The organism is Streptomyces sp. 378, assembly GCF_030124145.1.
Classification (GTDB): domain Bacteria; phylum Actinomycetota; class Actinomycetes; order Streptomycetales; family Streptomycetaceae; genus Streptomyces.
This window is the reverse complement of record NZ_JASKMS010000004.1, coordinates 295,300-320,076: the sequence shown is the minus strand read 5'-3', so window position 1 is coordinate 320,076 and position 24,777 is coordinate 295,300. Positions and strand designations below refer to the sequence as shown.

Genomic DNA, 24,777 nt, shown 5'->3' with positions numbered 1-24,777 from the left:
CCCTGCCTTACGGCTTGGGCAGGGTGCAGCCGCTCGCGCTCAGGTCGAGCTTGTTGTCGATCCCGAAGCAGGCCGGGATCCCGTAGGTCTGCTGGGCGTAGTTGATGCCCTCGCGGACGGTCACGGTGCCGTTCGCGTCGACCTCGCACGGGTTGTTCACCGTGCAGCGCTCACCGTCCTCGTTGCCGGTGTTGTTGATGGCGACGACCTTGTTGGTGGCCTGGTCGACGACGGGCGAGCCGGACGTGCCGCCGATGGTGTTGCAGGCGGAGGTGTAACGGACCGAGTCCTTCCAGGTCCAGTCGCCCTCCTTGAGGCGGTACGCGAACCCGTCGACGGAGCAGCTGTAGATCCGCTTCCAGTAGCCGGAGGGGATGCTGATGGCGGTGCCGGCCACCGGGCGGGTGTCGTTCAGGGTCAGCGGGTTGATGTTGTACGAGCTCTTGATGCGCGCGTACGTGGTGGTGAGCTGGTACAGCGCGACGTCCGTGTCGGTCATCGTGCCGTAGGCGAGCTTGGCGGCGCGCAGGGTGGCGACGCGCGAGCCGGAGGCGTTGAGCAGGCCGAACGTACGGCTGGACGCCTTGTCGACGAGGACCTCACCGGGGCCGGGGAAGCCGGACTCCAGGCAGTGGCCGTTGGTCATCACGAGCGCCGGGTCGTCGGCCTCGGAGTCCGGCATCCGGACGACCGAGCCGGAGCAGTTGCTGAGCGCCACGGTGCCGGCGAAGTTCACGGCCTTGGCCGACGGGTTGGTGAGCCCGGACAGCGTCTGCTCCACGGACGTGACCACGCCCGAGACGGCGGACGTGACCGAGCCCGTGTCCGCGGCCTTGCCGACGCCCGTGGGGGCGGCGTCGGCGGCGGTCGCGGGAGCCGCGCCGGCTCCGGCTATCGCCAGGGCGCAGAACGCGGCGGCGAGAGGTTTTCTCATGGGGGGTCCCCTCTTGCGACGAGGCGACCGGAAATCTTCCGGCCGCCTGCACTGTTGTCATGTGCATTGTGATCGTCGCAAGGGAGCGGCACAAGAACCTGTTCCACGACCGGAAGGCCGATGTCCGGTCCACGCCTGCTCAACCTCCCTTATGGGAAGGTCACTTGGGCCCCTTCGTACCGCCGCGACCGCGCCCGGGCCTGTCACCGGAGTTGCCGGGCGCCGAGGCCGTGGCGGTGGGGGCGGTGTCCGCCGGAGCGCTGCTCGCCGGCCCGGTGGCCGGGGGCGCGCTGTCCGTGCCGGACGCGGACGGGGTGCGGCCCACCGCGGCGGACGGCGACACGGACGCCTTCGCGGACGCCGCTTCGGACACCCCGCCGGACGACCCGTCAGAACCGCCCGACGGGCCGACGAGCGGAACGTCGGGGTTCGACGCGGAGCCGGTACCCGCGCTCTCCGCCGCGGACGCCTCCCCCGCCGTGGGACCCGTGCGGCCGCCCTCGCCGCCGCGCGCACCCCCGGAGGGCCCACCCGACAGGGTGAACCCGGCGATCAGAGCGACCGCCGACACGGCCCCCACGGCACCGGCGGCGACCGCCACCCGGCGCGCGAGCCGCGGAGCCGGTTTGCGCCGGCCGCGGTGGCCCGCAACCGGCCGAGGACGCGCCGGCACCGAAGGCAGCTCACGGGTGTCACCGGCGCCGTCCGCACCGACGGCACCGCCCGTGCCGTCGGGGTGCGCGCGGCCGGGGGTGGCACCGGGGTACGCGCCCGGGGTGTCCGCGCCGTATCCCGGATCACCGGCACCCCCGACCGTCGCGTCGTACACGTCCTGCCATCCGTGCGCCGCGGCCGGATCGGCGTAGGCGTCGTAGACCGGGGGCGCGGCGGACTGCGGCAGGTACACGTTCGGGACGCCCTGCGGCTCGCTGCCGGTCACTCCGTCGGCGTACTCGAATGACTTGGACATGGCGGCGCATTCTAGGGACCGAAGGGGCTGGTGGGACAGCGCGCGCCGATACCGACGCAAATCCCCGCGTCTCACGTGGCGGAAAACACGGCCCGGGACGCGTTACCGGGCCGTAAGCTCCCAGACATGCAGGTGATCCAGTCGACCAAGCTCGCCAACGTCTGTTACGAGATCCGGGGCCCGGTGCTCGAGGAGGCGATGCGGCTGGAAGCGGCCGGTCACCGGATCCTCAAGCTCAACACCGGCAACCCGGCGGCGTTCGGCTTCGAGTGCCCGCCCGAGATCCTGGAGGACATCCTCCGCAACGTGTCGTCGGCGCACGGCTACGGCGACGCCAAGGGACTGCTGGCGGCCCGCCGGGCCGTGGTCATGCACAACCAGACCCTCGGCATCGAGACGGACGTCGAGCACGTCTTCATCGGCAACGGTGTGTCCGAGCTGATCGTGATGGCGATGCAGGGCCTGCTGGACGACGGCGACGAGGTCCTCGTGCCCGCGCCCGACTACCCGCTGTGGACCGCCGCCGTCTCCCTCTCCGGCGGCACCGCCGTGCACTACCGCTGCGACGAGCAGGCCGACTGGATGCCGGACCTCGCCGACATCGAGCGCAAGGTCACCGACCGGACCAAGGCGCTCGTGATCATCAACCCCAACAACCCGACGGGGGCCGTGTACGACGAGGCGATGATCAAGGGCCTGACCGACATCGCGCGCCGACACAACCTGCTCGTCTGCTCCGACGAGATCTACGACAAGATCCTCTACGACGACGCCGTGCACACCCCGACCGCCAAGGTCGCCCCCGACCTGCTGACCCTCACCTTCAACGGCATGTCGAAGGCCTACCGGGTGGCCGGTTACCGGGTCGGCTGGATGTCGATCTCCGGGCCGCGCGCCCACGCCGACTCCTACATCGAGGGTCTGACGATCCTGGCGAACATGCGCCTGTGCGCGAACATGCCCGGACAGCACGGAGTCGTCGCGGCGCTCAGCGGGCGGCAGACGATAAACGACCTGGTACTGCCGGGCGGCCGGCTGCGCGAGCAGCGGGACACGGCCTACGAGCTGCTGACCCAGATCCCCGGTGTGACCTGCGTGAAGCCCAAGGGCGCGCTGTACCTCTTCCCCCGCCTCGACCCCAAGGTCTTCAAGATCAAGGACGACCGCCGCATGGTCCTGGACCTGCTCCGGCGCGAGAAGATCATGGTCGTGCAGGGCACGGGCTTCAACTGGCCGGAGCCGGACCACTTCCGGGTGGTGACCCTGCCGACGGTCGGGGACCTGACCGACGCCGTGGGGCGGATCGGACACTTCCTGGACGGCTACAGCCAGCCCTGATCCGACGGAAGACACACCCCACCAACCTGCCCGCCGTACCCCACCGGACCGCCCGCTCACCCTATGTGCGCGGGCAGTCCTGTTTTGTGAACAACTCAACTTTAGACGAAATCTAAGCTAGGATGGTTTCCTGCAAAAGCTCAGGAGGCCTTCCCATGTACGAACCGATCCGCGCCAAGTCGGTCCACAGCACGGTGGACGGCCCCAACCCGGACTTCCCCCACCGTTCCCGCGAGGAAGAGCTGGACATCCAGCTCGCGGGCCATCTCGCCGCCCTGCTCGCCGTCACGGACGAGCTGCGCGCGACGCAGGCCTCGACCGACCTGGACACCGCGGCGGAGCGGCTCGCGGAGCAGGTGAGCAGGCTGCGCGGAGGACGCACCCCGGTGCGCGCGCCGATGAGCGCCCGGCCCGAGCAGGGCACCACCGCCCTGCACCGGCGGGCCCACGCCCTGGCGGGCCGCGCGCTGGTCGTCGCCGCCTCCCGGGCCGACACGGCGGCCGCGATCCTGGCCGCCGAGCGGATGGACGCCCACACCGCGGCGCTGGAGCCGCGCCCCCTGGCGTCCCGCTGAGCCCTGCGGGGCTCCCCCAGACGGCCCCGGTCCGCGCGCACCCGCAGCGACGCGCGGACCGGGCGCCACTAACCCCTCCGTGAGGGCCGTCGGGTACCCCTGCCCGATGGCCCTCACGCCTGTCGGAGACGGCGATGCGATCCCTCGGTCTCCCCGGCTGCCGCCCGCCCGCGACCACGCGCGACCGGATCCGCCGGAATGGCCGGACCGACCGGAGTGCCGAGAGCGGTGGCGACGCGACGGAAGACCACGCGGCCGTCCGACCCCACCTCCACCTCCGCCCGTCTCCGTGGCCGCTTTGGGAGTGGCATCGCTCGTCCTGTGGACCATTGGGGTCCGTAGCAGGGCCAAGAGGGACAGCAGCTGACTCTGTTCGTAGTGAGCGGTAGTGCATTCGGACTGTTCCGCATCGTCCTGGCCGCTCGCGACCAGAACCATGTGCTCATGGGCGCGCTCTCGGCGGGCTGGCGCTGACCATCATGGCCATGGCCCGCCGGAGAACGACGAGGTGAATTTCCCCCTTGTCGAGGCCTTCGCACACGCCGGTGACAAGCGGGCTCCCACTCCAAAGGGGGTCAGGCGACAGGCGCCGACTTGAGGGACGTGACGAAGGACGTCCACGCCGGGGCCGTGATGGTGAGGACCGGGCCGTGGGGGACCTTGGAGTCACGGACGGGGACGACGGCGGTGTGGGCGTCGCACACTTCGAGGCAGTCGCCGCCGTCGCCGTTGCTGTAGCTGCTCTTGCGCCAGTGGGCGGCGCCGGGGAAGGCCTCGGCTACCTCGACGCAGTTACCGCCGTCGCCGTTGCTGTAGGTGCTCTTGCGCCAGACCGCTGTGCTCAAGTCACGTGCGCTCTTTACCATTTCGGTCATCCTCAGCCGCTTGCTCGATCAGGGCGAGGGACGCCTCCGGGGGCAGTGCGGCGGCCCTGAGCCGATCGTATGCCTTGCGGTACTCCTTCACGAGGGCCGGATCGTCGATGGTGTCCCCGCTGTACTGTGCCTCCGTGTAAACCAGGGGCGGGGCGTCCGGGAAGGTCATGACCATGGCCGAGCCCAGCATCAGCGGGTACGCCCCGCAGTTCCACGGAAGGATCTGGGGAACGATGCGACGGCGTCGCGCCAGGTCCGCGACGCGCTCCCACTGTTCGGCGCTCTGCTCGGGCGGCAGGATCGGCTGTCGCAGCAGCGACTCGGGCAGGATCACCCAGTACTCCGGGGTCTTGTGGTCGTCCTCGAACAGCCGCGCCCGCGCCAGCCTGGCGGTCACCTTCTCCTCAACCTCCACGTCCGGAGCCAGAGGGTGGGCAGAGCGGGTGACCGCCCGCGCATACGCCTCCGTCTGCAACAACCCCGGCACCAGCGTCGGACACCACTCCTCGATGGTCTCCGCGTGCTGCTCCGCCTCCAGCACCCGCTCGAAGTAGCTCGCGTGCCCCCGTCGTTTCGCCCGCCGTACGTCCTCACACCGCCGCCGGAAGAAGCCGTCCGTGCCGAGCGCCCTGTCCACGTGCTCGGCGAGTTCCGCCGGCATCCGGCGCGTTCCCCGCTCGATCTCGCTGAGGTGGCTCGGGCCGTAGAAGCTGCCCTCGACGAGTTGCTGGAGGGTGAGGCCCGCCTCCTCCCGCTTCCAGCGCAACTCACTGCCGTAGAAGGTCGGGACGCCCGTCGACCCGTCGATGTCCTTGCGCTGACCCATCGTTCACCGTCCTTGGTGTGCCGTTACCGCCCGCTACCGGACTCAGCAGCGCGTACGCGCAGTCCAGGCGCGGGATGCCGATGGGCTGTCACGGTACGGCGGTCGGCGTCACAGTGTGAGGAGTTCGTCACTCAGCGCACTGGAAGGTGTGAACCCCCATGCACAGCCCCGCCGAAGCCGACGCCTGCGTCAAGGAGTTGCGAGTCGCACTCGCCGCACACGGCATCACCCTGCCGTCCCTGGGACTCGATCTCCCCGCTTTCGCCTCCCGGCCCACGCGGCCGCTGATCGCGCTCGGCAACTGCAACCTCCTCACCGCCCGAGCCCTGACCGCCGCCCTGCGCAAGGGCGCCGCGTGATGCGGCGGCCGGAGGTGACCCTGGAACTGCTCGCGACCCCGGCCGAGGTGTCCGGCGTGCGGCGGGCCCTGCGTCCGCACGGGATCGACGTGCAGCTCTGCGCGAGCGAACTCGTCACGAACGTGATCCGGCACGTCGGGGAGGGCGTTCCCGTCACCGTGCGGGTGTGGCGGGAGGAGGGCGGGTGCGTCCGGCTCGGGGTCACCGATCCCGACCCCCGGGCCCTGCCCGTCCTGGTCGGGGCGGTCGGCGCCGGGGGTGAGGCAGAATCCGGCCGGGGGCTGGCGCTGCTGGACGCGCTGGCCGTGCGGTGGGGTGTGCAGCAGGAGGCCGGCCGCAAGACGGTGTGGTGCGACCTGTTCACCGAAGCCGGCACAGGCACGGACACCGACGCCGACACCCCGAAAGCGCCCGAGCGCCCCGGTCGACGTAGGCCGTCGGCCGGAGCGCTCGGTCATCCATCGGCACGTTCGTGAGCCCGCTGGGCGGGCCGCGCCGAAGCGGGCGGGGTGGGTCCGTCACCGCCGGCCCCGTCGGGGCGGACGGGAGGCGGTGGCAGGCCCGGTACCCGCACGCCGTTGTGCGGGGTCCCGCCAGTCGGTCCCGCGGCCGGCCTTGACGATGTTGCTGGTCAGGGCACTGTCGGTTCCGGCCGGCCGCGGAGTTCGGGGGGTGGGGGTTCAGCCCAGGCGCTCCACCAGGGCGCGGTGCTGGTCCCACAGCTCCTTCGGCGTGTGGTCGCCGAAGGTGTTGAGGTGCTCGGGGACCAGCGCGGCCTCCTCGCGCCAGACCTCCTTGTCGACCGTGAGCAGGAAGTCCAGGTCGGACTCGGCCAGGTCCAGGCCGTCGGTGTCGAGGGCCTCCTTGGTCGGCAGGACGCCGATGGGGGTCTCGACGCCCTCGGCCTTGCCCTCCAGGCGCTCCACGATCCACTTCAGGACGCGGCTGTTCTCGCCGAAGCCGGGCCAGACGAACTTGCCCTCGTCGTCCTTGCGGAACCAGTTGACGTAGTAGATCTTCGGCAGCTTGGACTGGTCCTTGTCCTTGGCCACGTCGATCCAGTGGGCCATGTAGTCGCCCATGTTGTAGCCGCAGAACGGCAGCATCGCGAACGGGTCGCGGCGCAGTTCGCCGACCTTGCCCTCGGCGGCGGCGGTCTTCTCGGAGGCCACGTTGGCGCCGAGGAAGACGCCGTGGTTCCAGTCGAAGGACTCCGTCACCAGCGGTACGGCGGTGGCGCGGCGGCCACCGAAGAGGATCGCCGAGATCGGCACGCCCTTGGGGTCCTCCCACTCGGGCGCGATGATCGGGCACTGCGAGGCCGGGACGGTGAAGCGGGCGTTGGGGTGCGCGGCCGGGACGCCGGACTCGGGCGTCCAGTCGTTGCCCTTCCAGTCCGTCAGGTGGGCCGGGGTCTCCTCCGTCATGCCCTCCCACCAGATGTCGCCGTCGTCCGTCAGCGCCACGTTGGTGAAGACCGAGTTGCCCCACAGCGTCTTCATCGCGTTGGCGTTGGTGTGCTCACCGGTGCCGGGCGCGACGCCGAAGAAGCCGGCCTCGGGGTTGATGGCGTAGAGGCGGCCGTCCTCGCCGAAGCGCATCCAGGCGATGTCGTCGCCGATGGTCTCGACCGTCCAGCCGGGGATGGTCGGCTCCAGCATGGCGAGGTTGGTCTTGCCGCAGGCGCTCGGGAAGGCGGCGGCGACATACTTGGCCTCACCGCGCGGCGGGGTCAGCTTCAGCACGAGCATGTGCTCGGCCAGCCAGCCCTCGTCACGGGCCATGACGGAGGCGATGCGCAGGGCGTAGCACTTCTTGCCGAGCAGGGCGTTGCCGCCGTAGCCGGAGCCGTAGGACCAGATCTCGCGGTCCTCGGGGAAGTGCGAGATGTACTTGGTCTGGTTGCAGGGCCAGGGGACGTCCGCCTGGCCGGGCTCCAGCGGGGCGCCCAGGGTGTGGACGGCCTTGACGAAGAAACCGTCGGAGCCGAGCTCGTCGAGGACGGCCTGGCCCATGCGCGTCATCGTGCGCATGGAGACGGCGACGTACGCCGAGTCGGTGATCTCCACGCCGAGCGCGGACAGCGGCGAGCCGAGGGGGCCCATGCAGAAGGGCACGACGTACATGGTCCGGCCGCGCATCGAGCCGCGGAACAGACCGCCCTGGCCCTCGGAGCCCTGGAAGATCTCCCGCATCTCGGCGGGGGCCTTCCAGTGGTTGGTCGGGCCGGCGTCCGCCTCCTTCTCGGAGCAGATGAAGGTCCGGTCCTCCACGCGGGCGACGTCGGTGGGATCAGAGGCCGCGTAGTAGGAGTGAGGGCGCTTGATCGGGTCGAGTTTCCGGAAGGTGCCCTTCTCCACGAGCTCTTCGCACAGTCGCTCGTACTCGGCCTCGGATCCGTCACACCAGACCACGTTGTCCGGCTGCGTCAGTTCAGCGATCTCGTTGACCCACGAGATCAGCCCCTGATGGGTGGTGGGGACGGGGGGAGCCGCGATATCGCGCGCCACGATTGCTCCTAAATGAGGGATTTTTTGTGATGTCAGGCCCCGTGGGGGCTGCGACCCGGATGCTTCACGGAGGATCTTGGGCGCTCATCCGGTGCCGACCGCACTCATTTGATCATCCGATGCTCGCGCCCATCTGTCCAGAGGAGCGCACAGGTGAGCAACGTGAGGCTCGCCACGGTTTCTCGCGCCGCTTTACGTGCACGTTGCGTTCACCTGACCTACCGTTTGCGTAACCATCACCGAGCCGGAGTGAGAGGATGGCCACTCTTCACCGGTCAAGCGCAGCCGCTGATACGTCACTTACGGTTCCGTAGCTACCATTCGGCCATGACTGCGTTCGTCCCCGACGCGCCCACGGACTCGGCGGCCGACGGCCACGGTCCACAGGCGCTCTCCCTGCCTCACCCGGTGAAGCCGAAACTGCGTGGCTGGCTGCACCTCGGCATGTTCCCGGCCGTTCTGGTCGCGGGTCTGGTGCTGACCGCCCTCGCCGACTCCTCCAGAGGGCGCATCGCCTGCGGCGTCTTCGCTCTGACCGCATGCCTGCTGTTCGGCGTCAGCGCGCTGTACCACCGGGGCGACTGGAGCCCGCGCATGGACGGCGTCCTGCGCCGGCTGGACCACGCCAACATCTTCCTGATCATCGCGGGCACCTACACACCGCTGACCATGCTGCTCCTGCCGGACTCCAAGGGCCGGTGGCTGCTGTGGGGCATCTGGGGCGCGGCCGTGGCCGGGATCCTCTTCCGCGTCTTCTGGGTCGGCGCCCCACGCTGGCTCTACACCCCGTGCTACATCGCGATGGGCTGGGCGGCCGTCTTCTACCTGCCCGACTTCATGCGCACCGGCGGTGTCGCCGTCCTCGTCCTGGTCGTCGTCGGCGGCCTGCTCTACAGCGCGGGCGGCGTGGTCTACGGGATCAAGCGGCCGAACCCCTCGCCGCGCTGGTTCGGCTTCCACGAGGTGTTCCACTCGCTCACCCTGGCGGCCTTCGTCGCCCACTACGTGGGGATCTCGCTGGTGGCGTACCAGCACGGGTAGGCCCCCACCCGCTCCCCTCCCGGCCACGGCTCGCGCGCCGTGGCCTTTCGCGTGCCCGACAACGACCCGCATGACGGCTCCCCCCCCACCCCACCCCCTCCGGCCGGGACTGCGGGAACGGAAGAAGATCAAGACCCGCCGGGCGATCCGCACCGCGGCCTACGCGCTGATCGAGGAGCGGGGCTACGACGCCACGACGATCGAGCAGATCGCCGACCGCGCCGAGGTGTCGCCGTCGACCGTCTTCCGGTACTTCCCCACGAAGGAGGGCATCGTCGTCAAGACGACGTCCGGGATCTCGCCGACCGCGCCCTGGACGTCCTGGAGCACGGCCTGCCGAGCGGAAAGACCTGAGGCCGGCGACCCGGGCCATGGCATCCTGACCGGGTGAACGGTCCCGAGATCCAGGTCCATTTCGCCCCCGAGCTGACGGTGTTCGTGCCCCGGGCCCGGGGCACGAACACCGTGCGGGCAGGCACCGACGGCGTCTCCAGCCTCGGCCATGTCGTCGAGTCGCTGGGCGTGCCGCTGACCGAGGTGGGCGCCCTCGTCGTGGACGGCCGCGAGGTGCCCTTCGCGCACGTCCCGTCGGCCGGCGAGGCGGTGACCGTACGGGTCGTCGCACGCCCCCAGCGGGTCCCGGGCGCACCCCTGCGCTTCCTCCTCGACGTGCACCTCGGCACGCTGGCCCGTCGGCTGCGCCTGCTCGGCGTGGACACCGCCTACGAGTCGACCGACATCGGCGACCCGGCCCTCGCGACGCGCTCGGCGGCCGAGCAGCGGGTGATGCTGAGCCGCGACCGGGGTCTGCTGCGGCGCCGGGAGCTGTGGGCGGGGGCGTTCGTCTACAGCACCCGGCCCGAGGAGCAACTGCGCGACGTCCTGGACCGCTTCCGCCCCGTGCTGCTCCCCTGGACGCGCTGCACGGCCTGCAACGGCGTGCTCCGCAAGGCGACCAAGGACGAGGTCGCCGACCAGCTCAAGCACGGCACGCATGCCACGTACGACGTGTTCGCGCAGTGCACGGCGTGCGGCCGGGCGTACTGGAAGGGCGCGCACCACGAGCAGCTGGAGGCCATCGTGGAGCGCGCCCTGGCGGAGTCGCGCAGCGACGGCTAAGAGCGTTTCACGTCGCCCTTGCCGCAGGCGGTCCCGTCCCGGTTGCGGTCCAGGCCCAGCGGGTCGTCCTTGCCGTTGACCTTCAGGCGGCCGTAGTCGTTCGCCTTGAGCCACTTGCAGCGTGCGGCCGTCGTCTTCTTGACCTCCGCGGGGAAGTCGGTCGGCACGCAGACGTTGATCGAGCCGTAGTGCCGGTCACAGCCGGAGATCGTCGGGCTGACCTTCTGCGCGGTGCGCTTCTTGCCGGGCTTGACCACCTTCCCCTCCGGCTCGTCCGCGAAGTCGTGGACGTGGGCCGAGGCGTCCGTCGCCCTGAGCGCCTGCGGGCCCTGGAGGTGCACCCACTTCGCCACCGACGGCACCCCGTTGGCGTCGACCGCGAAGAGCATGTACCAGCCGGGCGGGGCCAGGTTGGGGTTGCTCGTCACGTTCAGGTCGACGTTGTTGCCGTCGACGGACAGCGGCAGGTCCACGAACCGCTGGTTCGGGTCCGAGGAGTGGGTGACGGCGGCCGGGCGGATCAGCTCGGCCTTGGCGATGGGCCGGTCGACGGTGATCCGCTGGGTGTCGCCGTAGTTCCACTCGGTGTCGATGACCGACGTGATCTGCGGGCGCGGGCCCTTGAACAGGTAGGGCGGGCTGTAGACCGACACGTCGTGGTTCCAGGAGCCGTTGCCCGGGTTGTCGCCGGTGGTCATCACCCGGCCGTCGGGGAGCAGGAACGCCGAGGCGTGGTAGCCGCGTGCCTCGGGGTCGACGGCCACCGGGTCGAAGGTCTCCGACTCCGGGTCGAAGAGCGACGTCTCGTACACCGGGTTGGCGCGGTTGTGCAGCGCGCCGCCCGTCTCCAGCACCTTGCCGTCGGGCAGGAGCACCGCCGAGACGTACATCTTGCCCTGGTTCCCGGTCTGCGGGACCGGGCCGTTGCCGAGGTCGACCGTGCCCTGCGGGATGGGCGGCCCGGCCACGTACGACGGGTTCGGCTGCTTGAGGTCGATGATGTCGGTCAGGCGGTTCGCCTCCGGGTTGGAGTCGATGTTGCCGCCGCCGAGAGTGAGGACCTTCTGGTCCTGCGCCGGGGGCAGCAGCACGCTCGCCGACTGGTCGCGCTCGTCCTTGTTCTGCAGGCCCGGTACCTGCGTGATGGTGTTGGCGCCGTAGTCGTAGATCGCCGAGCCGGTGCCGGGGATGTTGTTGCCGAAGACGTGGCTGCCCGAGTAGAAGAGGCGGCCGTCCTGCATCAGGATCATCGACGGGTACAGACCCCAGTAGGACCAGGTCTGGTTGACCTTCCACAGCGGCTGCCACCGCTGCTCGGCCTCGGAGAACAGCTCGGCGGTGACCGAGCCGGTGGAGTCCTCCTTCAGGCCGCCGAAGGAGATGACGTCGCCGTTGCCGAGGATCGTGGCCGACGGGTACCAGTGGCCGTCGTTCATGTCGTTGGTCTTGGAGTAGGTCTCGGTCTCCGGGTCGAAGACGTACGAGTCCTTGTAACCCTGGTAGCCGACGCGGCCGTCCGCCGTGGGATAGCCCTTGTTGCCGCTCATGACCAGCACCCGGCCGTCCTGGAGCTGGACGTGCCCGGCGCAGAACATGTCCTTGGGCGTGGGGATGATCTTGTAGGAGCCGTTCGCCGGGTCGTACACCGCCGAGGTGAAGGTGCCGGCCTCGAACATCGACTCGTCGTTGCCGGAGCCCGCGATCAGCAGCACCTTGCCGTTGTGCAGGACGACCGAGTGCATCGAGCGGACCGGGTTCTGCGTGGGCAGCACGTCCCACCTGCCGTTCGCGCACTGCTCGGCGGTGCCGGTGCACTCCGGGGGCAGGACCGGGTCGGGCACCTGGTCCATCGTGTAGTCGTCGGTGGTGGCGGAGCCCGTGCCGTAGACGGAGACGCCCCAGGAGATGCGGTCGGTGCCGGCCGGGACCTCGGGGGTGCGGACGGTGGCCTCGGTCCAGTCCCCGGCCAGGTCCAGGGTCTTGAGGTCGGTCCAGTACTGCCAGCCGGCCGTGGTGTCGTGCCGGAACAGGGTGATCGCCGCGTCGGGTGTGGTCGTCTTGTACCAGAGGCCGAGGTCGTACTGCTTGCCCGGCGTCACCACCGGCGCGCACTCGGCGGACTCGGTGATCAGGGCCTTGCGGTCACCGTCGGCGCGGCGGGTCAGCTCGACCTTCATGGCCTTGGCGCCGGTGTGCGCGTCGGCCGTGGTGGTGAAGGTGAAGTCGTTGTCGCCCCAGCCGGACTTCTTCCAGCAGTACGGCATGTCGCCGGTGCCGGCGGTCTCGAAGCCCGGGTTCTTGATGAGGTTGGCGGCGGAGGCGGACTGGGGTGCGGTCAGGAGCAGGCCGGCGGTGAGGCCCGCCACGGCCAGGAATGCGGTACGTCTACGACGTCTGTTCACACGGCTCTCCTTGCTGTGCGGTGCTCCCGCGACCGGGCTTCTCGCGTCCCCGGCGCGGCAGGTAGACCAGCGCTTCGGTCCCGGCGAAGCGCAGGACGAACGTCGTCACCAGCGCGAGCGCGGTGGCCGACAGCACGCCCAGGTGGAACTGGTGCACGAACAGGGCGATCAGCGGGATGCGCAGCACCAGGTCGGCGTTGGCGAGCAGCGCGAACCGCCCGGCCCGGTCCCACCAGCGCCGGTGCCGGCGCCGCTCGCGGAACAGCAGGTGCTCGATGAGCCAGAAGTTCCAGGCGACGCCGAGCTGGTTGGCGAGGATTTCCGCCGGTACGTAGTGCATGCCGGCGGCGGTCAGCGCCCACAGGCCGGCCAGGTTCGGCACGAAGCCGGTGAGCCCGATCAGGCCGAAGCCGACCATGCGCGCGACCGGCGAGGCGGCACGCAGACCGGCCAGATGGCGCAGGAACCGGAAGCCCTCCTGCGCGGTGGACTTGGACTCCCCGGCGAACCGGTCCTGGAAGACGAAGGGCACCTCGGTGACCGTGCGGGGACGGCTGCGGACGGCGAGTTCGAGGAGGATCTTGTAGCCGAGCGGCTGGAGGATCTCGGCGGTGACCGCGCTGCGGCGGATCGCGAAGAAGCCGCTCATCGGGTCGCTGATGCCGTGCAGCCGGCGCGGGAACAGCGCCTTGGTCAGCCAGGTCGCCCCACGCGAGACGAACACGCGGTAGCTGCCCGCCAGTCCGGCGCGGCTGCCGCCCTTGATGTACCGGGAGGCGACGACCAGCCCGGCGTTCGCCCGCTCGCCGGTGGCGACCAGGTCGGGCACGAGGGACGGCGGGTGCTGGCAGTCGCCGTCCATGACGACGATCCAGTCGGACGTGGCCGCCTTCAGTCCCTCGACGACGGCGCCGCCGAGTCCGCCCACCGGCTCCTCGCGATGCAGCACGGTCACGGGGAACGGGCAGTCCTGGGCCGCCTTCTCGATGACCTCGGGCGTGTCGTCGGTGGAGTCGTCCACGAAGACGACCTCGCAGGGCAGCCGGGCCGGGACGGCCTCGGTGATCTGGCGCAGCAACTGCCGTACGTTCGCCGACTCGTTGAACGTCGGTACGACGATGGTGACGGCGCCCGGTTCGGGGATCTCGGCGGTCTCGACGACCTCGCCGGGGACGGTGGACTCCTGGCTCATCGCGCGCCTCCGGCGGACGTCTGGATCTGGCGGATCTCGATGCGGTCCTCGCCGGTGCCGAAGGTGGCGACCGGGTGCGAGTGCTCCATGGCCGCCTTGACGTTGGGCAGGTCGGCCGCGTCACGCCGCACGGTCGGCGAGGCGACGACGTAGTCGAGGTCCTTCCAGCCGCGCGGCATCGTCTTCGTCACCGCCGGGTCGAGGTCGGCCTTGTAGAACCAGATGACGCCGAGGCCGGGCCGGTAGCCCTGGTGCACCAGGTCCAGCCAGAGCGCGTCGTCGACCAGCACGCGGGTGCGTTCCGGGTCCTCGACCTCGGTGGCCAGCCACTTGGAGGCGGCCTTGTAGGGGGCGTTGGCGTCGGTGGTGACGGCGATGCGGGCGCCGTCGTACCAGTGCGGGACGACGTAGGCACCGGCGGCCAGGGCGAGGACGGCGGCGAGCGCGTACCGGCCCACGCTGACGTACCGTTTCTCCGCCTCGGAGCGCCAGCGGCTCAGCACCGCGTGGGCGACCGACGCGGTTCCTCCGGCGAGGACGAGCGCGAGGAACGGCAGGGCCTGGATGACGTACATCGCGGGCAGGTAGCCGTTGGGGCGCAGCGCCAGAGCGGCGAGGATCGCCACGGCCAGGGCGGGTCCGGCCAGGGCGCGGGCGGTGACCGACCAGCGCCAGGTGACGAGCAGGAGCAGGGCGCCCGCGAGGCCGCCGAGGGGCAGGATCCTGTCGTAGTACAGCCACGACTGGAGCACGCCCCAGGAGCCGGAGCCCTGGTCCAGGATGAAGCCCGAACCGGGTCGGGTCATCTGGTACTTGACGCCGTCCCAGAGGGACACGTGCCCGCTGCCCGGCAGCAACTCGCCCTTGAGCAGGGCGAACAGGGGGTAGGAGAAGCCGATCAGGGCGCAGGCCGTGACGGCTCCGGTCAGGGCGAACTTGCGGGTGTCCCGGTGGCTGTGGCGCCACATGGTGAGGAACAGCGCGGGCAGGACGACGAGCATCGTCTCCTTGGTGAGCACGGCCGTGGCGGCCGCGATGCCCGCACCGAAGTGGTGCCAGAGGTGGCGGCTCGGGGAGGCGGCCAGCGTGAAGGCCAGCAGCGTCCACATCACCGCGAGGTTGTCGAGGAAGATCTCCCGCTGGAGCACGACCGACAGCGGCGAGAGCCCGAAGAACACCATGCCGAGCGCCGCCGCCCAGCGGGGCAGCGCCAGGCGCCGGCCCAGGACGTAGATCAGGACCGCGCTGATGCCGCTGATCACGAGCATCGCGGCGCGCATGGTGCCCACCGTCATCGACTCGGGGCTGATCAGTGCCGGGATCCAGGTCAGCACGGCGATCTGGATCCAGCCGAGGGGCGGGTGGTCGTACCAGTAGGTGTAGTGGGCGAGGCCGTTGCCCTGCTGCACGGACCAGGCCTGGGCGAGGTAGGTGCCCTCGTCGTCGCTGAGGGCCGGGTAGTCGGCGATGTTCCAGCCCTGCACGACGAGGATCGCCACGAGCAGGACACCGCACAGGATCAGGTCGGGCCGGGAGGAGCGCAGCCGGCTGGGCGGCTCCGGTCGCCGGTGCGCACCGGTGGGGGGCGCGGGCCGGCGCTGCGCGGGGACCCTCGGAGCGGTCACCGCGGGAAGGGTGGAGGTCACGCGGGAACGTCCTCTCGGGTGACGGGAACGTCCTGCCGGATCACGGCCGTCTCGCCGAGATGCGCGCCCACATGGGTCGTCAGCTCCCAGTCGTTGCGGCCGCGCTGCTCACGCCACACGGCCCGGACGGCCGCACCGGCGAGCAGGACCTGGTAGAAGGGGCCGCCCACGATCAGTTTCAGGTAGTGCGCGAAGCGGACGCGCAGGCCGTACTGCTTGCCGAAGTCGTGCAGTCCGACGACCTCGAAGACGAAGGTGACCAGGGCGGTGACGGCCGGCAGGAAGGTGATGAAGGCGATGCCGACGGGCACGTCCAGGAACAGCGCGATCGCCACGTTCAGCGGGATGATCAGACCGGTGAAGGCCTGCATGAACGGCGTCATCAGGGTGTAGCGGGCGAGCAGCCGCTGCCCCAGGGTGGGCAGTTGCTTCCAGTCCTTCTTCCGGTACACCTGAAGGAATCCCTGGTTCCAGCGGGTGCGCTGCTTCAGCAGGGACATCAGCGAGCCCGGGGTCTCCTCCCGGGTCACCATGTCGGAGTCGTAGGCGACGACGACCTTCTTGCCGACGCTGGACAGGCGTACGCCCAGGTCGCAGTCCTCGGCGAGGCAGTTCGGGTCCCAGCCGTCGGCTTCCCGCAGGACGTCCGTGCGGACGAAGACGGTGTTGCCGCCGAGCGGAATGAATCCTTTCTGCGCGTGCAGGTGGAGCCGCGAGCGGAACCAGAAGAAGTACTCCAGGCAGTTGCGCAGGCTGTACCAGCTGGAGTGGAAGTTGATCAGCTGCACCCCGCCCTGGACGACGTCCGCGCCGGTGGTGCGGAAGGCGTGGTCGACGTGGGCGAGGAGCTCGGGATGGACCTGGTCCTCCGCGTCGAAGACCCCGACGACGTCGCCGCGGCAGTGCGGCAGCGCCGTGTTCATGGCCTTCGGCTTGTTCTTCCTCTCGTGCGTGTCGACGACCACCCGGACCCGTGCGTCACGCGCGGCGGCCTGTTCGGCCACCGCGGTGGTCTCCGGGTCGTCGTGCCCGACGATCACGATGATCTCGAAGTCGGTGTGGCTCGACTCCAGCAGCCGCCGGATCGTGTGGTCCAGCACGGCCTGTTCGTGCCGCGCGGGCAGTAACAGCGAGAAGGAGACGTGTTCGTCCCCGTCCGGACTGCTGAACCGGGTGGAGGCGAGCACTTCCGGCGTGCGCCAGGCGTGCATCTGCCACCACAGCGTGAACGCCGCCATCCAGAACAGAGCAAGTGAAACCGCGGCGATGAAGACAGACGTCAGCAAGAAGATCCCCCCAGATCCCAGAGCCCCCGGTCGTGACGGTGTGCCGGTGCGGCCCCTCCCGTCACGTCACTGTGCAGAGATTAGGGGGGAACTGTGAAACCTGGGGGCTGTTCAGATAAAGAGCGTGTTTCCGTTGATTCCCGACTTCAGTCGCTCAGCACCGCACGCAACCGTTCAACTTCCGTTGTCGGCGCGTCACACGTGAAGTTACGGCAGACGTAGGCCGCCGGTTCACCGCCGACCAGCGGACGGTCGCTGAGCAGCGGGAACTCATCGCTCCCCGGGGCGCCGACGGCGACGACCGCACCCGGCGCGGTCCCCAGAAGTGCCGTGCGGTGCAGTGACCTTGTGCCCTCGTCGTCGAGCGACGGCCCCACGACTGCGACTTCCCGCGGACCGTCCAGCACGGCCTCCGCTACGGCGAGCCCCCAGCCGATGAAGCGCGGCACCCGCGGCCCGAGCGCCTTGACGACACCGAGGGCCTTCTCCGCGGCCGTGCGGTGCGGCTCGGAGCCGGTGTGTGCGGCGTACCCCAGCAGGGCACCGGCCGCAGCGGTCCAACCGGACGGGGCGGCGTTGTCGGTCGGGTCCTGCGGACGGCGGATCAGCCGCTCGGCGTCGGCCGCCGTGTCGTACAGCGAGCCCGACTCCGGGTCGGTGAAGCGGGCCAGGACGTGGTCGACGAGGAAGCCGGCGAACTCCAGCCAGACACCCTCACCGGTGACGGACGCGAGCGCGAGGAAGCCCTCCGCCACGTCCGCGTAGTCCTCCAGGACACCCGCGTTGGCACCGGCCTGCCCGTCCTTGCTGGTACGGGTGAGCCGGGCCTGCTCGTCCAGATGCAGCCGGACCAGGAGATCGGCGGCGGCGACGGCGGCCTCGACCAGGTCGGGCCGGTCGAAGTAGGCACCCGTCTCGGCGAGCGCGGCGATCGCCAGCCCGTTCCAGGCCGCCACCACCTTGTCGTCCCGGCCGGGCGCGGGCCGCTCGGCCCGCTTCACCAGCAGCCGCTGCGAGATCGAAGCGATCTTCTCCGCGTCGAACACGCCCTCGCGCACCGGGAGCTGGAGAACGGACGCGCCCTCCTCGAACGTGCCCTCCTCGGTCACACCGAAGTGCTCGGCCGCCAGTTCGGCGTCCTCCTCGCCCAGCACCTCCCGCAACTGCTCGGGCGTCCACACGTAGTAGGCGCCCTCGACGTGCTGACCGGTGCCGTCATCGCTGTCGGCGTCCAGCGCCGAGGCGAACCCGCCCTCACTCGTGCGCAGTTCACGCACCATGAAGTCGGCGGTCTCCAGGGCGACCCGGCGCGCGAGCTCCGAGCCGGTGGCGCGCCAGAGATGGGCGTACACCCGGCACAGCAGGGCGTTGTCGTACAGCATCTTCTCGAAGTGCGGCACGACCCAGTCACGGTCGACCGAGTAGCGGGCGAAGCCGCCCCCGAGCTGGTCGTACAGACCGCCCCGGGCCATGCGCTCACAGGTGTCCCGCGCCATCTCCAGTGCCCCCTGCGCACCGGTGCGCGCATGGTGACGCAGCAGGAACTCCAGCACCATGGACGGCGGGAACTTCGGAGCCCCGCCGAAACCGCCGCGCTGCGGGTCGTACTCCCGGGTCAGCCCGAGCAGCGCCTGCGCGAGCTCCTCCTCACCGGGGGTCCGCGCGTCGCCGTAGGAGATCTCCCGCCCGGCCAGATCCCGGACGATCTTCCCGGCGACCTCGGTCACCTCGTCCCGCCGCTCGTCCCACGCCTGGTGCACGCCCTGGAGCACCTGCCGGAACGAGGGCATGCCCTGGCGGGGGGCGGGCGGGAAGTACGTACCGAAGTAGAACGGCTCGGCGTCCGGGGTGAGGAAGACGGTCATGGGCCAGCCACCCTGCCCGGTCGCCGCCTGCACGGCCTCCATGTACACGGCGTCCACGTCGGGGCGCTCTTCGCGATCGACCTTGATGTTGACGAAGTGCTCGTTCATCACGGCGGCCGTCTCCTCGTCCTGGAAACTCTCCTTCGCCAGGACGTGGCACCAGTGGCAACTGGAGTAGCCGACACTCAGGTGCACCGGGACACCCCGTCGACGCGCCTCTTCGAAGGCCCCTTCCGACCAGGGCCACCAGTCGACGGGGTTGTCGGCGTGCTGGAGCAGGTACGGGGACGTCTCATGAGCCAGTCGGTTCGGCATGCTTCCATCCTGCCTCACGACGGCCACCCGGCAGCGGAACGCGTTCCCCGCCCGCCGCCGCCCCTGCCGTTGTCACGGGGCCCGGGCCACGCCGGACGGGCTCGACTCGGGAGTGATCCCGGGCGTGGCCGCCTTGACGCCCCTTCCGACAGCCGGCCCGGCACTCGTACACAGGAGCGCCCAGCCCCCCGGAGCCGAGTCACCGGACCGCACACGTTGATCGTCGCCCCCTCGCGCTCATGCCTCCCACCAAGGACACTCCTAAGCACAGGAGTTGTGGCCGGAGGGGGACGTGACATGCGGGACGGTCATCGGGCGGAGGCCGAGCGGTTGTTGGTGCGGGCCGTGGAGGAGGAGGTGCGCCGCTCGGGCGGGCGCAGTGACGGGAAGGTGCTGCTGGCGCGGGCGCGCGGGGCGCTCGACACGATGGCGCGGAGCGCGTCCGAGGAGTACGAGGCCTACACGCGCGCCCTGGACGAGGCGGCGGCCGGTCAGCAGACCTTCGGGCAGCGTTACGCCCGGGAGGGGGCCGGGACGGCGCTGCTGGTGGCCGGGGTGGCGGCGGTCGCGGCCGTGGCCGCCGACATGGCGCTGGGCACGGGGGCCGGGACCGCTCTCGGGGCGGGTGCGACGGTGGGTGTCGCGGGAGCGGCGGCGACGGTGGTGAAGGTGGTCGGATCGCATCTGCCGGCCGCGAGCCGTCGCGCCGGGGCCGCGAGCCAGCCGGGCGGGCCCGAGCAGTTGCGGCTGCAGTGGCTGACCGCGCTGGAGGTGCGGGGCATCCGCCCGTTCCTGGACCAGCAGCGGGTGCTCGCGGCCTCGACCGGGCCGAAGAAGACGGGGCCACGGCTGCGGGGCGCGGACAAGAGCGCGGCGGCGCGCGGACGCAACGTGCTGGAGCAGTCCTTCGGGCAGCTCCCGGAACCGGCCGAGCCGTTCGCGGGACGGCGGCACGAGCTGGCGCAGATCCGGCAGTGGGTGCAGGCGGCCCGGGCGAGCACGGAGACGCAGCCGACGGTCGTCGTGCTGCACGGCACGCCCGGCAGCGGCCGCACGACGCTCGCGGTGCACGCCACGCACGATCTGAAGGACTACTTCCGCGGTGCCTGCGTCGTCGACCTGCGCGCGGACGGGCCGGGCGAGTCCCCACTGTCCACCCGCGACGCCCTGCTGCATCTGCTGAACCGGCTCGGCGCGCCCCGCGAGCAGCTGCTGTTCCGTGAGCGCTCCTCCCCCGACCAGCAGGTCAAACGGCTGAGCGAGCTGTACCACCAGCATCTGACGGGCCTGCCGGTGACGGTCGTCCTCGACGACGCCGCGGACGCCGAGCAGATCCGCGCCCTGGTTCCGGAGCGGTCCGACAGTCTGGTGCTGGTGACCGCGCGGGGCCCGTTGGAGCCGGCGGGGCTGCCCGCGCGGGTGCATCAGCTGGCGGTGGCGCCGCTGGACGCCGCCGGCGCGGAGGAATTGCTGGGGGCGGTGGCCCAGGACCGTTCGGGACCGTACGACGCCGAGTCCGCGGACCGGCTCCGGGAGCTGTGCGGCGGGCTGCCGCTGGCGCTGCGCGCCGCCGGTTCGTGCCTGGGTCCGCGTTCCCCGCGCGCGCTGGCCGCGGACCTGGCCGCGTACGGCCCGGTGGAGCCGGTGGAGCGTGCCCTATGGCTGCGCTACACGGACCAGTCGGAGACGGTACGGCGGCTGCTGCGCCGACTGGCCCTGGCCGGGCGGGCCTCGCTGGGCGCCGCCGCTGCCGCAGCGCTGCTGGCGACCGACGAGGCGGAGGCGAAGCGCCACTTGCGGGCCCTGACGGAGGCCGGCCTGATCGACCACGTCCGGGGCGATCGCTACCGGCTGCACGACCTGGTGCGTTCCTTCGCCCAGGCCCGCCTTCTCGACGAGGAGGAGCCGACCGAGCGCACGGCGGCGCAGGAGCGGCTGATCGTGAACTACGCCGAGCTGGCCGACTCGGTGCTGCGGATGGTCGACGGCAACATGTCGACCCGCACCAACCGCTTCAGCCCGTACGGTTTCACGTCCCTCGACGAGGCGCTGCGCTGGCTGGACGACGAGTCGAGCTTCATCACGGCGGCGCTGCGGCATGCCGAGGGCGTGGACCAGGCGGCGGTGCTGAACCTGCTGGGCGCCCTGTGCGACTACTGCCTGCTGCGGGGAGACCTCTACCGCCTGGGCGAGATCAGTGAACTGGCCCAGGCGGTGGACGAGGGCCTGCTGGTCCGCTCGGTGCAGTGGCGTACGGGTATCGCGGCGCGGCAGCTGGGCGAGCTGGACAAGGCCCGCACGACGCTCACGTCGGTCGTGGACCTCTACCGGGAGGCCCATCACGACGCCGGTGCGGCCCGCGCCCTGTGCTCCCTCGGCATCACCCTGCACCACCAGGGCAACCTGACCGAGGCGTCGGAGAAGCTGCGTGAGGCCCTCGCGCTTCAGGCCTCGCCCGCGCTGGCCGTGGACCGGGCGTGGACGATGCACGCGCTCGCGGCGGTGGAGCGGGACCGGGCCCGGCTGGCGGAGGCGCTGGAGCTGCTGACCGAGTCGCTGGTCCTGCATCGCCGGGGCGAGTCCGTGCACGGCCAGGCGTGGGCGCACTTCCAGCTCGGTCAGCTGGGTCTGCGCATGGGGGACGTCCCGCGTGCCGAGTCGGAGCTGCGGGCGGCTCTGGAGCTGTACGGCCGGACCCGTGACGCCCGTGGTGAGGCCTGGGCTCTGACGCAGCTGGCCCGGGCGCTGCTGGTGGCCGGGGACGCGTCGCCGGCGGTGGAGGAGCTGCGCGGGGCCGCCGCGCGGCACCGCGACAACGAAGACGCGCGCGGCGAGGCCTGGACGCTGTACTACCTGGGCCAGGCCCTGGAGGAGACGGGCAGCCTCGACCAGGCGGTCCGCGAGCTGGAACGCGCCCGAACGATGTTCTCGCGGATGCGCGATGTGTACGGCCTGGCCTGTGCCCGGCACCACTCGGCCCGTGTCACCCGCGACCAGCGAGCGGCCCAGACGGGTTCCCTGCGGAACTCGGGCTTCGCGCGGCAGCTGCTGGTCGACGCCCGGGCGGACTTCCGGCGCATCGGTGTCGCCCATGGCGAGGCGTGGACCTGCCTGGAGCTGGCGGTCGTGGACGCGGGCAACGCCCGCACGCAGCAGGCTCTCGGCCTGTGCGACGAGGCGGTGGAGCTGTTCGCGTCGTACGGCGACCGCCGGGGCGGGGACTGGGCCCGCTTCCTGCGCTGCACCCTGCTCCCCTACGCCGCCCCGGGCGGCGTGGAGATCGGCACGGCGGTCGCCCAGGAGGAACTGGCGCAGTTGTCCCGCGCCGGCCACCCCCTGCGGGACCAGAAGCTGGACGACTACCTCGACGCGTACCAGCTGCTGCTGGAGCGCGGGATCACCCTGGAGGCGGGCTGGCAGGCCTGGCGTCTCGGCATGGTGCCGAACCGGCATGCGCGCGAGGTGATGGGCGTGGCCGTGGAGCCGAAGCCGTAGGCCACGGCCGGCCGTGGGGCCACGGCCGACCGTGAGCCGACTGACGCGGGGCCCCTGCCGCCCGGCGTTCCTCGCGCAGATGCGCGGGGCTCCGCGGGGCTCCGCGGGGCTCCGCGGGGCTTCCAATCAGCGACGCTCCTCGCCGCGGCCGGGTGCCCGTCGGCGGCGCTCCTCGCAGGTGCGTAGCCACTTCCGTCAGCGACGCTCCCCAAGGCGCGCGGTGCCCCTCCACCGCGCTCCTCGCCGCGGCCGGGTGCCCGTCGGCGGCGCTTCTCGCTGCGGATCGGTACCCGGCGACGGCGCGTGCCGACCACCCGCACGGGGGCCCCGGTCGGCAGCGTGCCTCGCAGATGCGCGGGACTTCCGTCAGCGGCGCTCCCCCAAGGCGCGAGGCCCGTCCCGGGCGCTCCTCCCTGCGGACCGGTGCCCGTCACGGCGCTTCTCGCCGCGGCCGGGTGCCCGTCGGCGGCGCTTCTCGCTGCGGATCGGTACCCGGCGACGGCGCGTGCCGACCACCCGCACGGGGGCCCCGGTCGGCAGCGTGCCTCGCAGATGCGCGGGACTTCCGTCAGCGGCGCTCCCCCAAGGCGCGAGGCCCGTCCCGGGCGCTCCTCCCTGCGGACCGGTGCCCGTCACGGCGCTTCTCGCCGCGGCCGGGTGCCCGTCGGCGGCGATCCTCGGCTGCGCGCGGCGCGCCCCTCGGTGGCGCGTGGTGCCGGACACCGACGGGGGTTGCCGCTCCAGGGGGTCAGCCTTGCTTCTTGCCGCCCTGGCCGGAGGGCTCGGCTTCCGCGGGCTCCGTGTCCTTCCCCGACGGGTCCGCCGGGTCCGCCGGGGAGTGTTCCGGCTGGTCGGCCCTCGGGTCGGGGACCTGGGTGAAGTCGACCCGGTTCATGTGCCGGCTCATGGACTTCATCAGGGCCCACACCGCCACGGCCATCGCCGCGAAGACGATGAAGCCGAGGACGCCGGGGGTGACCTTGTCCTCGTCGACCTCCTTGGCGAAGGAGACGAGGTGCGTCATTGCCAGGCTTGCGCTTGCGCTCATGTCAGGCATTGTCGCGGATGCCCGCAAAGAGGTCGTCCTCGGGGAGGGAGGTATCGACGAGGGCCTTCGCCAGCTCGTACTCCTCCGTCGGCCAGACCTCCTTCTGGATCTCCATCGGAACCTTGAACCAGCCGCCGTCCGGGTCGATCTGGGTGGCGTGGGCGATGAGCGCCTTGTCGCGGATCTCGAAGAACTCGGCGCACGGGATGTGGGTGGTGAGCGTGCGCTGCTTCATGCCGAACTCCTCCCAGCGCTTGAGCCAGTCCCCGTAGGGGGACTCCAGGCCGCGGTCGAGCATCGCCTGGTGTAGGGCCTCGGTGCGCGGGCGGTTGAAGCCCTGGTTGTAGTAGAGCTTCCGCGGCTGGTAGGCGGGGCCGTACTCCGCCTCCGGGTACTTCTCGGTGTCCGCCGCCGACTCGAACGCCACCATGGAGATCTTGTGGGTCATGATGTGGTCGGGGTGCGGATAGCCGCCGTTCTCGTCATAGGTGGTGATCACTTGAGGGCGGAAGGCGCGGATCTTGCGCACCAGCTCCCCGGCCGCGTGGTCCACGTCCTCCAGGGCGAAGCAGCCCTCCGGCAGCGGCGGCAGGGGGTCGCCCTCGGGCAGCCCGGAGTCGACGAAGCCGAGCCACTCCTGCTTGACGCCCAGGATCTCCCGGGCCTCGTCCATCTCCTTCTTGCGCACCTCGTGAATGTGCTCCTCGATGTACGCGTCGCCCTGGAGCTTGGGATTGAGGATGGAGCCGCGTTCCCCGCCCGTGCAGGTCACGACCAGCACGTCCACCCCCTCGGACACGTACTTCGCCATGGTCGCGGCGCCCTTGCTCGACTCGTCGTCGGGGTGGGCGTGAACGGCCATCAGTCGCAACTGGTCAGTCAAGACTCAATCCTCAGTAAGTCGGCGCCCTGTGTGCGTCGGCGCAATCAGCGGCTTCTATAGTGACCGAATCGGGGGGCGAATAATTCCGGGGCCCGGTC

At 71.0% G+C, this 24,777-nt stretch carries 19 protein-coding genes and 1 pseudogene; 8 read left to right on the top strand and 12 right to left on the bottom strand.

Going from position 1 to position 24,777, the window contains the following annotated elements:
• Positions 1-7: 7 nt before the first annotated feature.
• Together QNO09_RS08475 and QNO09_RS08470 are read right to left on the bottom strand one after the other, a co-directional pair.
• Positions 8-934: a S1 family peptidase gene (locus QNO09_RS08475; RefSeq protein WP_283969439.1), complete on the bottom strand. Its 927-nt coding sequence runs from the start codon at positions 932-934 to the stop codon at positions 8-10.
• 160 nt (positions 935-1,094) lie between these two features.
• A complete protein-coding gene (locus QNO09_RS08470; protein WP_283969438.1) occupies positions 1,095-1,904 on the bottom strand; it encodes a hypothetical protein in 810 nt (269 codons plus the stop codon).
• Between the two features lie 126 nt (positions 1,905-2,030).
• On the opposite strand from QNO09_RS08470, the gene QNO09_RS08465 reads away from it, so the two are divergent.
• Together QNO09_RS08465 and QNO09_RS08460 are read left to right on the top strand one after the other, a co-directional pair.
• The gene (locus QNO09_RS08465; RefSeq protein ID WP_283969437.1) at positions 2,031-3,242 is read left to right on the top strand and encodes a pyridoxal phosphate-dependent aminotransferase; all 1,212 of its coding nucleotides are present in this window, start codon (positions 2,031-2,033) and stop codon (positions 3,240-3,242) included.
• Positions 3,243-3,397: 155 nt separating this feature from the next.
• Positions 3,398-3,817 carry an SCO4983 family protein gene (locus QNO09_RS08460; RefSeq protein WP_283969436.1) on the top strand — a complete coding sequence of 140 codons (420 nt, stop codon included), beginning with the start codon at positions 3,398-3,400 and terminating at the stop codon, positions 3,815-3,817.
• A 575-nt stretch (positions 3,818-4,392) separates the two neighbouring features.
• On the opposite strand, the gene QNO09_RS08455 is transcribed toward QNO09_RS08460, so the two are convergent.
• Positions 4,393-4,662 carry a DUF397 domain-containing protein gene (locus tag QNO09_RS08455; RefSeq protein ID WP_502962263.1) on the bottom strand — a complete coding sequence of 90 codons (270 nt, stop codon included), beginning with the start codon at positions 4,660-4,662 and terminating at the stop codon, positions 4,393-4,395.
• 1 nt (position 4,663) lies between these two features.
• A complete protein-coding gene (locus tag QNO09_RS08450) occupies positions 4,664-5,518 on the bottom strand; it encodes a helix-turn-helix domain-containing protein (protein ID WP_283969434.1) in 855 nt (284 codons plus the stop codon).
• 158 nt (positions 5,519-5,676) lie between these two features.
• On the opposite strand from QNO09_RS08450, the gene QNO09_RS08445 reads away from it, so the two are divergent.
• Positions 5,677-5,877 carry a hypothetical protein gene (locus QNO09_RS08445; protein ID WP_283969433.1) on the top strand — a complete coding sequence of 67 codons (201 nt, stop codon included), beginning with the start codon at positions 5,677-5,679 and terminating at the stop codon, positions 5,875-5,877.
• Positions 5,877-6,353, top strand: a complete 477-nt coding sequence (locus tag QNO09_RS08440) for an ATP-binding protein (protein WP_283969432.1) — start codon at positions 5,877-5,879, stop codon at positions 6,351-6,353. Before QNO09_RS08445 ends, QNO09_RS08440 begins: the two co-directional genes overlap by 1 nt.
• A 204-nt stretch (positions 6,354-6,557) precedes the next feature.
• On the opposite strand, the gene QNO09_RS08435 is transcribed toward QNO09_RS08440, so the two are convergent.
• Positions 6,558-8,387, bottom strand: a complete 1,830-nt coding sequence (locus QNO09_RS08435; protein WP_283969431.1) for a phosphoenolpyruvate carboxykinase (GTP) — start codon at positions 8,385-8,387, stop codon at positions 6,558-6,560.
• Between the two features lie 327 nt (positions 8,388-8,714).
• Between QNO09_RS08435 and trhA the strand changes: the two genes are divergently transcribed.
• The 3 genes and pseudogenes from trhA (at position 8,715) to QNO09_RS08420 (ending at position 10,547) form a co-directional block, all read left to right on the top strand.
• Positions 8,715-9,428: a PAQR family membrane homeostasis protein TrhA gene (gene trhA, locus QNO09_RS08430; protein ID WP_283969430.1), complete on the top strand. Its 714-nt coding sequence runs from the start codon at positions 8,715-8,717 to the stop codon at positions 9,426-9,428.
• Positions 9,429-9,498: 70 nt separating this feature from the next.
• A pseudogene (locus QNO09_RS08425) lies at positions 9,499-9,708 on the top strand (TetR/AcrR family transcriptional regulator); the annotation flags it as partial.
• A gap of 107 nt (positions 9,709-9,815) precedes the next feature.
• Positions 9,816-10,547, top strand: coding sequence for a Mut7-C RNAse domain-containing protein (locus QNO09_RS08420; protein ID WP_283969429.1), 732 nt, complete (start codon positions 9,816-9,818; stop codon positions 10,545-10,547).
• Here the strand turns inward: QNO09_RS08420 and QNO09_RS08415 are convergent.
• The 5 genes from QNO09_RS08415 to QNO09_RS08395 all read right to left on the bottom strand — a co-directional run bounded on the left by QNO09_RS08415 (position 10,544) and on the right by QNO09_RS08395 (position 19,253).
• Complete coding sequence (locus tag QNO09_RS08415) at positions 10,544-12,949, bottom strand: galactose oxidase family protein (RefSeq protein WP_283969428.1); 2,406 nt, start codon at positions 12,947-12,949, stop codon at positions 10,544-10,546. The two genes, QNO09_RS08420 and QNO09_RS08415, sit on opposite strands and share 4 nt — an antisense overlap.
• On the bottom strand, positions 12,933-14,141 hold the full coding sequence (locus QNO09_RS08410) for a glycosyltransferase (RefSeq protein ID WP_283969427.1): 1,209 nt from the start codon (positions 14,139-14,141) through the stop codon (positions 12,933-12,935). Before QNO09_RS08410 ends, QNO09_RS08415 begins: the two co-directional genes overlap by 17 nt.
• Positions 14,138-15,787, bottom strand: coding sequence for an ArnT family glycosyltransferase (locus tag QNO09_RS08405; protein WP_283969426.1), 1,650 nt, complete (start codon positions 15,785-15,787; stop codon positions 14,138-14,140). The genes QNO09_RS08410 and QNO09_RS08405 overlap by 4 nt, the downstream gene beginning before the upstream one ends.
• Positions 15,784-17,073, bottom strand: a complete 1,290-nt coding sequence (locus QNO09_RS08400) for a glycosyltransferase (RefSeq protein WP_283969425.1) — start codon at positions 17,071-17,073, stop codon at positions 15,784-15,786. Before QNO09_RS08400 ends, QNO09_RS08405 begins: the two co-directional genes overlap by 4 nt.
• A 146-nt stretch (positions 17,074-17,219) precedes the next feature.
• Complete coding sequence (locus QNO09_RS08395) at positions 17,220-19,253, bottom strand: thioredoxin domain-containing protein (protein WP_283969424.1); 2,034 nt, start codon at positions 19,251-19,253, stop codon at positions 17,220-17,222.
• Positions 19,254-19,550: 297 nt separating this feature from the next.
• Between QNO09_RS08395 and QNO09_RS08390 the strand changes: the two genes are divergently transcribed.
• The gene (locus QNO09_RS08390; protein WP_283969423.1) at positions 19,551-22,748 is read left to right on the top strand and encodes a tetratricopeptide repeat protein; all 3,198 of its coding nucleotides are present in this window, start codon (positions 19,551-19,553) and stop codon (positions 22,746-22,748) included.
• Positions 22,749-23,496: 748 nt separating this feature from the next.
• Here the strand turns inward: QNO09_RS08390 and QNO09_RS08385 are convergent.
• Together QNO09_RS08385 and mca are read right to left on the bottom strand one after the other, a co-directional pair.
• A complete protein-coding gene (locus QNO09_RS08385; RefSeq protein WP_283969422.1) occupies positions 23,497-23,805 on the bottom strand; it encodes a hypothetical protein in 309 nt (102 codons plus the stop codon).
• Positions 23,798-24,679 (bottom strand): mycothiol conjugate amidase Mca, encoded by an 882-nt coding sequence (mca, locus tag QNO09_RS08380; RefSeq protein ID WP_283969421.1) that lies wholly within the window; start codon positions 24,677-24,679, stop codon positions 23,798-23,800. The genes QNO09_RS08385 and mca overlap by 8 nt, the downstream gene beginning before the upstream one ends.
• Positions 24,680-24,777: the final 98 nt, after the last annotated feature.

Bases quoted from the DNA above. Each gene is read 5' to 3' on its own strand.
- QNO09_RS08475 (WP_283969439.1), bottom strand. From the start codon at position 934: ATGAGAAAACCTCTCGCCGCCGCGTTCTGCGCCCTGGCGATAGCCGGA.
- QNO09_RS08470 (WP_283969438.1), bottom strand. From the start codon at position 1,904: ATGTCCAAGTCATTCGAGTACGCCGACGGAGTGACCGGCAGCGAGCCG.
- QNO09_RS08465 (WP_283969437.1), top strand. From the start codon at position 2,031: ATGCAGGTGATCCAGTCGACCAAGCTCGCCAACGTCTGTTACGAGATC.
- QNO09_RS08460 (WP_283969436.1), top strand. From the start codon at position 3,398: ATGTACGAACCGATCCGCGCCAAGTCGGTCCACAGCACGGTGGACGGC.
- QNO09_RS08450 (WP_283969434.1), bottom strand. From the start codon at position 5,518: ATGGGTCAGCGCAAGGACATCGACGGGTCGACGGGCGTCCCGACCTTC.
- QNO09_RS08445 (WP_283969433.1), top strand. From the start codon at position 5,677: ATGCACAGCCCCGCCGAAGCCGACGCCTGCGTCAAGGAGTTGCGAGTC.
- QNO09_RS08440 (WP_283969432.1), top strand. From the start codon at position 5,877: ATGCGGCGGCCGGAGGTGACCCTGGAACTGCTCGCGACCCCGGCCGAG.
- trhA (WP_283969430.1), top strand. From the start codon at position 8,715: ATGACTGCGTTCGTCCCCGACGCGCCCACGGACTCGGCGGCCGACGGC.
- QNO09_RS08410 (WP_283969427.1), bottom strand. From the start codon at position 14,141: ATGAGCCAGGAGTCCACCGTCCCCGGCGAGGTCGTCGAGACCGCCGAG.
- QNO09_RS08395 (WP_283969424.1), bottom strand. From the start codon at position 19,253: ATGCCGAACCGACTGGCTCATGAGACGTCCCCGTACCTGCTCCAGCAC.
- QNO09_RS08390 (WP_283969423.1), top strand. From the start codon at position 19,551: ATGCGGGACGGTCATCGGGCGGAGGCCGAGCGGTTGTTGGTGCGGGCC.
- QNO09_RS08385 (WP_283969422.1), bottom strand. From the start codon at position 23,805: ATGCCTGACATGAGCGCAAGCGCAAGCCTGGCAATGACGCACCTCGTC.